This window comes from Dechloromonas denitrificans, assembly GCF_001551835.1.
Classification (GTDB): domain Bacteria; phylum Pseudomonadota; class Gammaproteobacteria; order Burkholderiales; family Rhodocyclaceae; genus Azonexus; species Azonexus denitrificans.
This window is the reverse complement of sequence record NZ_LODL01000021.1, coordinates 283,415-293,373: the sequence shown is the minus strand read 5'-3', so window position 1 is coordinate 293,373 and position 9,959 is coordinate 283,415. Positions and strand designations below refer to the sequence as shown.

Annotated in this window: 7 protein-coding genes and 1 tRNA gene; 2 read left to right on the top strand and 6 right to left on the bottom strand. The window is 63.6% G+C overall.

What is annotated here, in order from left to right; all coding sequences use genetic code 11:
- Window positions 1–149 precede the first annotated feature (149 nt).
- Window positions 150–929, bottom strand: a complete 780-nt coding sequence (locus AT959_RS12440) for a ferredoxin--NADP reductase (protein WP_066883550.1) — start codon at window positions 927–929, stop codon at window positions 150–152.
- A gap of 101 nt (window positions 930–1,030) precedes the next feature.
- On the opposite strand from AT959_RS12440, the gene AT959_RS12435 reads away from it, so the two are divergent.
- Window positions 1,031–1,954, top strand: a complete 924-nt coding sequence (locus AT959_RS12435; protein ID WP_066883548.1) for a LysR substrate-binding domain-containing protein — start codon at window positions 1,031–1,033, stop codon at window positions 1,952–1,954.
- A 241-nt stretch (window positions 1,955–2,195) separates the two neighbouring features.
- The gene (locus tag AT959_RS12430) at window positions 2,196–3,713 is read left to right on the top strand and encodes a transglycosylase SLT domain-containing protein (RefSeq protein WP_066883546.1); all 1,518 of its coding nucleotides are present in this window, start codon (window positions 2,196–2,198) and stop codon (window positions 3,711–3,713) included.
- 67 nt (window positions 3,714–3,780) lie between these two features.
- On the opposite strand, the gene AT959_RS12425 is transcribed toward AT959_RS12430, so the two are convergent.
- From AT959_RS12425 to AT959_RS12405, 5 genes are all read right to left on the bottom strand, one after another.
- The gene (locus tag AT959_RS12425) at window positions 3,781–5,757 is read right to left on the bottom strand and encodes an ABC transporter ATP-binding protein (protein ID WP_066883544.1); all 1,977 of its coding nucleotides are present in this window, start codon (window positions 5,755–5,757) and stop codon (window positions 3,781–3,783) included.
- Complete coding sequence (locus AT959_RS12420) at window positions 5,758–7,161, bottom strand: ABC transporter permease (RefSeq protein WP_066883542.1); 1,404 nt, start codon at window positions 7,159–7,161, stop codon at window positions 5,758–5,760.
- On the bottom strand, window positions 7,161–8,138 hold the full coding sequence (locus AT959_RS12415) for an ABC transporter permease (protein ID WP_066883540.1): 978 nt from the start codon (window positions 8,136–8,138) through the stop codon (window positions 7,161–7,163). Before AT959_RS12415 ends, AT959_RS12420 begins: the two co-directional genes overlap by 1 nt.
- A gap of 8 nt (window positions 8,139–8,146) precedes the next feature.
- The gene (locus AT959_RS12410) at window positions 8,147–9,673 is read right to left on the bottom strand and encodes a hypothetical protein (RefSeq protein WP_066883538.1); all 1,527 of its coding nucleotides are present in this window, start codon (window positions 9,671–9,673) and stop codon (window positions 8,147–8,149) included.
- 174 nt (window positions 9,674–9,847) lie between these two features.
- Window positions 9,848–9,935, bottom strand: a tRNA-Ser gene (locus AT959_RS12405).
- Window positions 9,936–9,959: the final 24 nt, after the last annotated feature.

Here is a 9,959-nt window from a genome sequence, read left to right as displayed (position 1 = left end):
AATACCGGCCTGTCACGCCGGGGGTCGCGGGTTCGAGTCCCGTCCACTCCGCCAACCAATAAAAACCCGTTGAAATCCTAGAGATTCAACGGTTTTTTTCTTTTCTGCGACCGAACGAGACGACGGGCGGCTCAGCACCCGCCCCGGCCTTACTTCTCGACGAAGGCGCGCTCGATCACGTAGTCACCCAGCACCCCGGTGTGGTGGTGGCCAACCTTGAACCCCTTGGCATCGAGCATCGCCGCCGTGTCGGCCAGCATGGCCGGGCTGCCGCAGATCATGGCGCGGTCAGTGGCCGGATCGAGCGGTTCCTGGCCGATGTCGGCAAACAACTTGCCGGACTCGATCAGGTCAGTCAGCCGCCCTTCATTACGGAAGGACTCGCGGGTCACGGTCGGGTAATAGACCAACTGCTCACGGGCCAGGTCGCCAAAGTACTCATGCTCCGCCAAGTCCTGGGTGATGTAGTCGTGATAGGCCAGTTCATTGGTCCAGCGGACGCCGTGAATCAGAACGATCTTCTCGAATTTTTCATAGACTTCCGGGTCGTGAATCAAGCTCATGAAGGGCGCCAGGCCGGTTCCGGTAGCAAACAGGAAGAGGCGCTTACCCGGCTTCAAGTCATGCAGAACCAGCGTGCCGGTCGGCTTGCGGCTGACGATGATCGGATCGCCTGGTTGCAAGTGCTGCAGGCGTGAAGTCAGCGGACCATCCGGCACCTTGATGCTGAAGAACTCAAGATGCTCCTCATGGTTGGCGCTGGCAATGCTGTAGGCCCGGGTCAGCGGCCGGCCATTGACTTCGAGGCCGATCATCACGAACTGACCATTGATGAAACGCAGCCCCGGATCGCGCGTCGTCCGGAAGGAAAACAGGCTGTCGTTCCAGTGATGGACGGAGAGTATTTTTTCAGTGCCCAGCGTGCTCATGGCGACAATCCTCGCTTGAATATTGGATGAGTTTCATCATAGGCTTGGTCGTATAGCGAACAAAGCGGATAATTTATCTATCAATTATCGATTTAATAGCTATGCGAATCACCCTGCGCCAGATGGAAATCTTTGCGGCGATCGCCCATACCGAAAACGTTTCGCGGGCGGCTGAGCATCTGTCGATGTCGCAATCGGCAGCGAGCAATGCGCTGGTCGAACTGGAGCGCCAGTTCGATTGCCCGCTGTTCGACCGGGTCGGCAAGTCGCTCCGCCTCAACGGCACCGGGCGCGGCTTGTTACCGCAGGTCGAGGACATGCTCGGCCGGGCAGCGGACATCGAAGGTTACCTGGCCGGCGGCGTACTCGGCCCGCTGGCGGTCGGCGCCACACTGACCATCGGCAATTACCTGGCAACGCTGGTCGCCGCCGAATACCTGCGCCGGCACCCGGCCTCGAAACTGCGGCTGCATGTCGCCAACACGCACAGCATCGTCGAGCAACTGACCCATTTCGAACTCGATATCGGCCTGATCGAGGGTGAGGCCAATGATCCGGACCTGCTGCTCGAACCGTGGCTGGAAGATGCACTGGTTGTCTTTTGCGCACCGCAACACCCGCTAGCTACCGTCGGCGAAGCCGGTCCGGCCTTACTGGCCGAACAGAAATGGATCGTCCGCGAAGCGGGCTCCGGCACGCGCGCCCTGTTCGACCGGGCGATTGCCCGGGTCCTGCCCGGACTGCACATCCAACTCGAACTGGAACATACCGAGGCGATCAAGCGGGCGGTCGAATCCGGCCTCGGCATCGGCTGCCTGTCGCGACTGGCTCTGCGCGAGGCTTTCCGGCGCGGCAGCCTGGTCGAAATCGGCACGCCGCAACTCGATCTGCGCCGCCATTTCTATTTTGCCCGCCATCGCCAGCGCCGGGTCAGCCCGGCGACTCAGGAATTCATCGCGCTCTGCCGGGAAATGACCGGCAGCGCCCTGGGCACCGACAGCCTCGCCCTGCCCTTCATCGCCTGAGTCCTGCGGTCGACGGCCAAAAATCGGCATTTTTCAAACACGCGGACTGCGCCGCAGCCACCAGTCTTCCGTCAAGACTGGAAAATTGATGATGCCTGCGGTCGACGGGTGAAAAACGCAAATTTTCAATGGGATACCACCGCCCCGCCAGATCGCCCACCAGTCCTTGAAGCACGTTTTTTAGGCAGAGCTCGGGTATAATCCTCGTTTTAGTCGACCCCGTTCGCGAGGAGCCTCACCTATGCCGCACCGCAACGTTCTGTCGCTTATTCGCCGAATTGCCGCCGCCAGCCTCAGTGCTGCCGCAGTCACCCTGGCCGCGCCGACGCTGGCCCAGGCCGCCGAAGGCTTCCCGCTGCTCTCCCTGCTCATGCCGTCGCTCTCCGAGCCGGCTGCTGCGATCAGCCCGGAAAGCGCCTTGACCGTCCATGAAGTCCGCGCCGCGCCGCAACCGCCGAATTCGATCGACCTCACCGCCAATCCGGACGACCTCTGGGTCCGTCTGCGCAATGGCTTCGCGATGACCAACCTGAACGACGACCTGGTGCTCTATTACCAGCAGTGGTACCAGAATCGCCCGGATGCACTGCGCCGCATGGTCGAGCGCAGCCGGCCCTATCTGCACCACATCGTCGAGGAACTGGAAGCGCGCGGCATGCCGACCGAGCTGGCCCTGCTGCCGATGGTCGAAAGCTCGTTCAACCCGATGGCCTATTCGCGCTCGAACGCCTCCGGCCTCTGGCAGTTCATCCCGGCCACCGGCAAGCGCTTCAACCTGGAACAGAACTGGTGGCAGGACCAGCGCCGCGACATCGTTGCCTCGACCGGCGCCGCCCTCGAATACCTGCAAACCATCTACGACATGCACGGCGACTGGCACCTGGCGCTGGCCTCGTACAACTGGGGCGAAGGCGCCGTCAAGCGGGCCATCGAAAAGAACGCGGCGCGCGGCCTGCCCACCGACTATTCCAGCCTGAACATGCCGAACGAAACCCGGCACTACGTCCCCAAACTGCAGGCCCTGAAGAACATTTTCGGCAACCCGGTGCTGATGGCAAAGCTGCAGTTGCCTGAAATCATCAATCGCCCCTACTTCGCCACCATTGATACCACCCGGCCGATCGACGTCAAGACGGCAGCCCGCCTCGCCAACATGCCGGTCGCCGAATTCGTCGCCCTCAACCCGTCGCACAACCGCCCGGTCATCAAGGCCGACAGCGCCGTGGTGCTGCCGGCCGACAAGGTCGATATTTTCCAGAGCAATCTCGAAAAATACGCCCAGCCGCTGACCGAATGGCAAACCTACACGCTGAAGAACGGTGAAAAGCTGCATCAACTGGCCCCCCGCTTCGGCATCGCGCTGCCCGACCTGCTGCGCGTAAACGGCCTGAGCGGCAAGATCCGGCTGGGGGCCGGCTCGACACTGCTGGTCCCGGCCGGCCCGGGCGCCGACGATCTCGGCAAGCAGCAGAACGTGCCTTCGCTGCCACAAATCATCGAACCGGAACCGGTGCAGGCCAAGGCCTCGGTGCACGGCAAGCAGGCCGGCAACGACAGGGCTGCCAAGGGCAGCAAATCAGCCAAGAGCGAGACCAAGCAGAAGCTGGCCACCAAGGCGCCAGCCGGCGACCGCAAACAAGCCGGCAAAGCAGCGACCGCGAGCAAGCTCACCAAGAGCGGCACTGACAGCAAGACCGCCAGCGCCAAAGCGGCGCCCCCGGCCAAAGTCGCAAAATCCGGCAACGGCCGCCGCGGCTGAGCGGCAGCGAGCCAAACGAAAAGCGCCCCGAACGGGGCGCTTTTCACATCAGGAGCAGGCTGCCCGATTACGGCAACAAATGACAGTTGACCGTATGAGTCGCTGAAAACCTGCGGGTCTCCGGGTAAGCCTCGCGGCAAACCGGCATCGCATGCGGGCAACGCGGGTGGAAATGGCAGCCAGCCGGCGGCTTGGCCGGCGATGGCGTTTCGCCACCCAGCCGGATCACCGCCGTCGGCGCATCGAGTCGCGGCACCGGCACCGCCGAAAGCAATGCCTGGGTGTAGGGATGCTGCGGCGCGCGCAACACATCCTCGGCCCGTCCCTGTTCGACGATGCGCCCGAGATACATCACGGCAACATCGTGAGCCAGATACTCGACGACGGCAAAGTTGTGGGTGATGAACAGGTAGGCGACACCCAGTTCCTGCTGCAGTTTCTTCAGCAGATTGAGAATCTGCGCCTGCACCGAAACATCGAGCGCCGACGTCGGCTCGTCGCAGATCAGCAATTCCGGCTGCACGGCCAGGGCGCGGGCGATGGCGATGCGCTGGCGCTGGCCGCCAGAAAATTCGTGCGGGTAACGCCCGGCCGCCTCGTCCGGCAAGCCGACCTGCTGCAGCAAGGCGGCAAGCGCGGCCAGCCGCGCTTCGGCATCGTTCTCCGTACTCAGCGCCGCCATGCCCTCGGCGATGATGTCGCCGACCCGCAAGCGCGGATTGAGCGAGGCGAATGGATCCTGAAACACCATCTGCATGTGGCGGCGTGCAGCGCGCAGGCGCTTCGGTGCCATGCCGACCAGTTCGTTCGGGCCGAGCCGGACGCTGCCGGCGCTGGGCTTGATCAGTTGCAGCAAGGCCTTGCCGACCGTCGTCTTGCCGCAACCGGACTCGCCAACCAAGGCCAAGGTCCGCCCGGCGGAAATGGCCAACGAAACGCCGTCGACCGCACGAACATGGCCGACCGTCCGCTGCAGCAAGCCGCGCCGGATCGGAAAATGGACTTTCAGGTCGCTGACGGCGAGGAATGCCGGGCGTTCGACCTCGACCTCGCTTTGCGCCGGCGGCGGCAGCGGGTTTTCCGCAGCCGCCCCCGCCTGCCAGTGGCAGCGCACGGCATGCCCGGCCTTTGGCTCGCGCCACGGCGGCGAAACTTCGCGGCAGACCGCCATCACATGCGGGCAACGCTCGGCAAAGCGGCAGCCGGCCGGCATCGCCGACAAGGCCGGAACCTGGCCGGGAATGGTGGTCAGGGCCATGCCGCGCCGCGAAACTTCCGGCAAGGCAGCGAACAAGGCCTGGGTATAGGGATGCTGGGGCCGGCTGAAGAAATCCTCGCGGCTGGCCACTTCGACCAACTCGCCGGCGTACATGACGCCAATCCGATGCGCCATGCGGGCAACGACGCCGAGATCGTGGGTGATCAGCAGCATGCCCATGCCGCGCTCGGCCTGCAATCCGGCCAATAAATCGAGAATCTGGGCCTGGACGGTGACATCGAGCGCGGTGGTCGGCTCGTCGGCGATCAGCAACTCCGGTTCGCCGGCCAGGGCGATGGCGATCATCACCCGCTGCTTCATGCCGCCGGAGAGCTGGAAGGGATATTCGCCGAGCCGCCGTTCCGGGTCGGCGATACCGACCTGGCGCAGCAGTTCGAGCATGCGTTGGCTGGCCGCCGCACCGCGCAGGTTGCGATGCCGTTCGAGCACTTCGCCGATCTGGCGGCCGACGGTCAGCACCGGGTTCAGGCTGGTCGCCGGCTCCTGGAAGATCATCGCCATCCGGCTGCCACGCCAAGCACGCATGTCGGCTTCCGGTAGCGCCAGCAGTTCCTCGCCATCGAGCTGGATGCTGCCGCTGATGATGCGCCCGGCGGCCGGCAGCAGGCGCATGATGCCCTGCGCCGTGGCCGACTTGCCGCAGCCGGATTCACCGAGCAGGGCAAAGGTTTCGCCCTTGGCAATGGCAAAGGAAATGCCGTCCACCGCGGCCAGTGTCTGTTTGCCGGCGGTGAAACCGAGGCGGAGCTGGTCGACCTTCAACATTCAGGCAGCCCTCGGGTCGAATGCATCGCGCACGGCATCGGCAAACAGGTTGGCGGCCAGCACCAGTACGAACATGGCGGCAAAGGCCGCCACCAGTGACCACCAGACGGCCGGCTCGCGGCCGAGTTCCATGCGCGCATTGTTGATCATCGTGCCGAAGCTGGTCATTGTTGGATCGACGCCGATGCCGACATAGGACAGCACGGCCTCGGCCAGCACCAGCCCGGAGAAATCCATGACCAGCGCAATGATGACGATATGCATCAGGTTGGGCAGGATGTGGCGGATGATGATGCGCCCGTTCGAGACGCCGAAAGCCTGCGCCGCCTGGATGTACTCCAGCTCGCGCAGCTTGAGCGTTTCGCCGCGCAACAGCCGGCACAGCCCGGTCCAGCTGGTGATGCCGAGGATGAAACAGAGCGCCAGCAGGCGCAGGTCAGCCCGTTCGGCTGCGGTCGAGAACCATTGCGGATGGGTATCGATGACCACCTGCATCATCAGCACGGCGGCGGCGATCAGCAGCACACCGGGAATCGAGTTCAACACCGTATAAATGTACTGGATCACGTCATCGACCCAGCCGCGAAAATAGCCGGCCACGATGCCGAGCAGCACCGCCATCGGCAGCATGACCAGCGTCGTCACCAGGCCGATGATCAGGCCGGTGCGGACGCTTTTCAGAATCTGGTAGAGGACGTCCTGGCCGACCTTGTCGGTGCCGAAGACGTGGTACTGGCCGGCCAGCCAGAACAGCGGCACGGCAAACACCAGCATCAGCAGCAGGGTAAGCAGCACCGCATTCCAGGCAAAGGCCGTCTCGCCGCGCCAGATTTTTTGCCAGCCGGAAGCATCCACCGCAGCACTGCCCTGGCCGACCGCTACGCCGGCCAGGCCGGCCACCGCCAGCCAGCCGAGCAACGCGAGCAGCACGGCACGGCTGGCCGTCAAGCCGGCATCGGCCGCCACGTCGTCCTCGCGTTCGCCGAGATGCTGGCCGCCGTACTTCAGGCGCGGGTAGTCGCGCACCGTGCCCTGCCCCGGCAGGTCGATGCTTTCCTTGGCGTAAAGCCGGGTCGCAAAAGGCGCCGAATAGGTCTTTTCGTTGCGCGTGCGCAACGGGCTGGCCAGCGCATCGAGCAGCGACAGCACTTCGATCGCGTAAGTCGCCTTCTGGCCCGGCTTGCCGTCCAGTTGCACGCGGTAATGCAGCGAGTCGAGCAGGCCGATCAGGATGAAAGCAAGCAGCACGGTGGCCGAGGCCATGCCGACCCGATTCGCGCCGACCCGGCGCCAGGCGGCGAGCAGCGGTGGATTGCGGGCAATCAGCAGGCCGACGCCGAGGCCGGCTGCGACCAGCAACCAGATCAGCACATCCGACCAGAGCACGACGATCTGGAAGCCCATCATTCGAACCTGATCCGCGGATCGACCACGGTGTAGGAAATGTCGGTCAGGATCAGGCCGACGATGTAGAGCACCGAGCCAATGAAGACCATCGAACGGACGACGGCGAAGTCCTGGGCGTTGATCGCATCGATCGTGTAGCTGCCGAGACCGGGGATGCCGAAGAAAGATTCGGTGAGCAGCGAGCCCATGAACAGCAGGGGAATGACGACAACAACGCCGGTCAGGATCGGAATCAGCGCATTGCGCAGCACGTGGCGGAAGAAAACCAGGGTTTCCGGCAACCCCTTGGCCCGTGCCGTGCGCACGTAATCCTTGCTGACTTCCTCAAGGAAAATGGTGCGATACCAGCGCGTCGAGGAGCCAATGCCGGAGACCACCCCGATCAGCACCGGCAGGACCAGGAAGCGCCAGGCATCGAGCCCTTCGCCGAAACCGGAGATCGGCACCAGCCGCCACAGCTTGCTGATCAGGTACTGGCCGCCGATGATGTAGAACAGCCCGGAAATCGACATCGCCGCGACGCAGAGTACGACGCCCCAGAAATCGAAGGCGCTGGCCCTGAAAAAAGCCAGGGTCAGCGCGAAGCTGACGGTGACGAACAGGCCGAGGATGAAGGTGGGCAGCGCGATGGCCAGCGACGGCCCCATCCGGGCACCGATTTCACGGGCGATGTCGCGACCGTCCTCGGCCCGCCCGAAATCGCCGACGAACATGCGCGCCGATTTCTGGAAGAAGATGGTGTCAGTCAGGCTGGCCAGGCCCGTTGCCTCGGCATTGAGCAGCAAAGGCTTGTCGTAACCGCGCTCGACCTTCCATTTCTGGATCGCCTCCGGCGTCACCCGCTTGACGCCCAGTTGCATGCGCGCCATGTCGTCCGGCGTATTGACGACAAAAAACAGCGCGAAGGTGATCAGGTTCACCCCGATCAGGATCGGGATGGCATAGAGCAGGCGGCGGATGATGTAGGCGAGCATTGCCCCGATTATGCCAAGAGCCGCTGCAAAATGAACAGAATCATCAGCAGCAGCGCCAGCCCCCAGGCCAGCACCGCATAGTCGGAACGCAAGGGCGGCTCGGCCGGCGCTTGCGGATCGCGCAATGCGTCCGGGAAAGGGCGGGCCGGCACCGGCACGATCTGCTGCGCGGCCGGGTCTTTTGGCACCCGGGCCGCATATTCCACGCTCGACTCGACCGGCCAGTCGCCCCTGGCCCGGCTGGAAGGAAACTGCGGCACGCGGACAAGCAGGATCTCCTCGACATCCTCGGCCAGCAGGCGCTCGAACTCGCTGATCGGGCGCCCGCTCTGCCCGGCCGCCAGTCGGCGCAGATCGGCGGCAATTTCCGCGAAAGCCGCCGCCGGATAGAGCCGGGTCCGGTCCTCGGTCAGGTAATCGAAAAGCGCCTTACCCTTGCTCAGGCTTCTTGTCTTGATGGCCTGCAGCGGCAGGCCGATCGTCGCCTTCAGCCAGCTTTCCGGACCGCGTCCCGGCACCTGCCAGCCGAGTGCGCGCAGCGTCGTCACGCTGATCCCGGCGCAATTGGCGCGGGCGTGCTGGTAGGCAAACTGGTGACGATAAAACTGGTTGTAGACGCGCCCGAAGGCGGACTGCACATGCACAGCCGTGCGAGCCTCCCGCAAGCGGGCGACCAGCATGTAGGACGGGCGGTACCAAGCCTGGCCGCTATTCAGATCGCCGAGGTAATTGTCGAGCGGCACCGGCGCCGCGATGATGCCCTTCTCGCTCTCGGCATCCAGCGTATAGAAATTCAAAATTAGCCAGTCGTCGATTGCGCCATGCTCGCCGATCCGCCCGGTCATCACCGCAAAATGACCGCCGTGCGCCTCGTCATCGTCACCCTGCGCGCCGTTCAGCATCAGGCCGAATACCGCCTGCCCGGCCTGCTGCGCCGCCGCCCCCGGTCGCCACCAGACCGACTCGACGACAAACGGACTTTGCGCCCCGCCCTGCGGCTGTGCCCGCAGCCAGTCGCGGATGGCCGCCGGCCCGTCGGCCAGCGCGAGCGACGGTGCGTTATCCGGCAAACGAAAATCCTCCGGCCACAGGGTGCGCGCCACAAAGCTATCGCCCTCCCGGTTTCCGCGAATTTTGACTGGTCGACCGCAGAAGTAGTCACGGCTGCGCTGATCGAACCAGGCACGATTCAAGGGTAGTTGGGGCACCAGGCTGAAATTGAGCATCCCATTCTGGGTGGTGATCCGGCTCGCGTCGGCGGCCAGTTGGACGCCCCGCTCGATATCTGGCGCGGCGACCCAGATCAATGGCGGATACAGAGGCTGACTGCCCGGCGTCACGGATTTTGCCCAGGTCGCGACATCCTGCGGCAGCGGCAAGGTTGGCGAGAAACCGGCCAATGGCAGGCCGTTTTTCGGCACAGCAATCGTTTCGCTCCGAAAAAACCACATTGCCTGCGGCAAGCCTTGGCAATCGGGGCAAGTACCGGTGGTAATCCGGAAATCGTCAGCGGGAAACAAACCGTAGGCAGGCATCAGTGCATTCTGCCCGAAAGCCGGCAATGACGCTTTATCCGGCAGCTCACCGCAAAAATTACAACAGCATAAAATGATGCGGGCGCCAGCCTGGTTCGCGCATTGAAGGATGTGGGTTACAATGCGCCCAGAAACAAAAAAGCCCGTGTAATCACGGGCTTATTTGTAACACTGTGGCGGAGAGGGTGGGATTCGAACCCACGGTACCTTGCAGTACGCCTGATTTCGAATCAGGTACATTCGACCACTCTGCCACCTCTCCGCGGGAGCGAAATAATAGCACAAG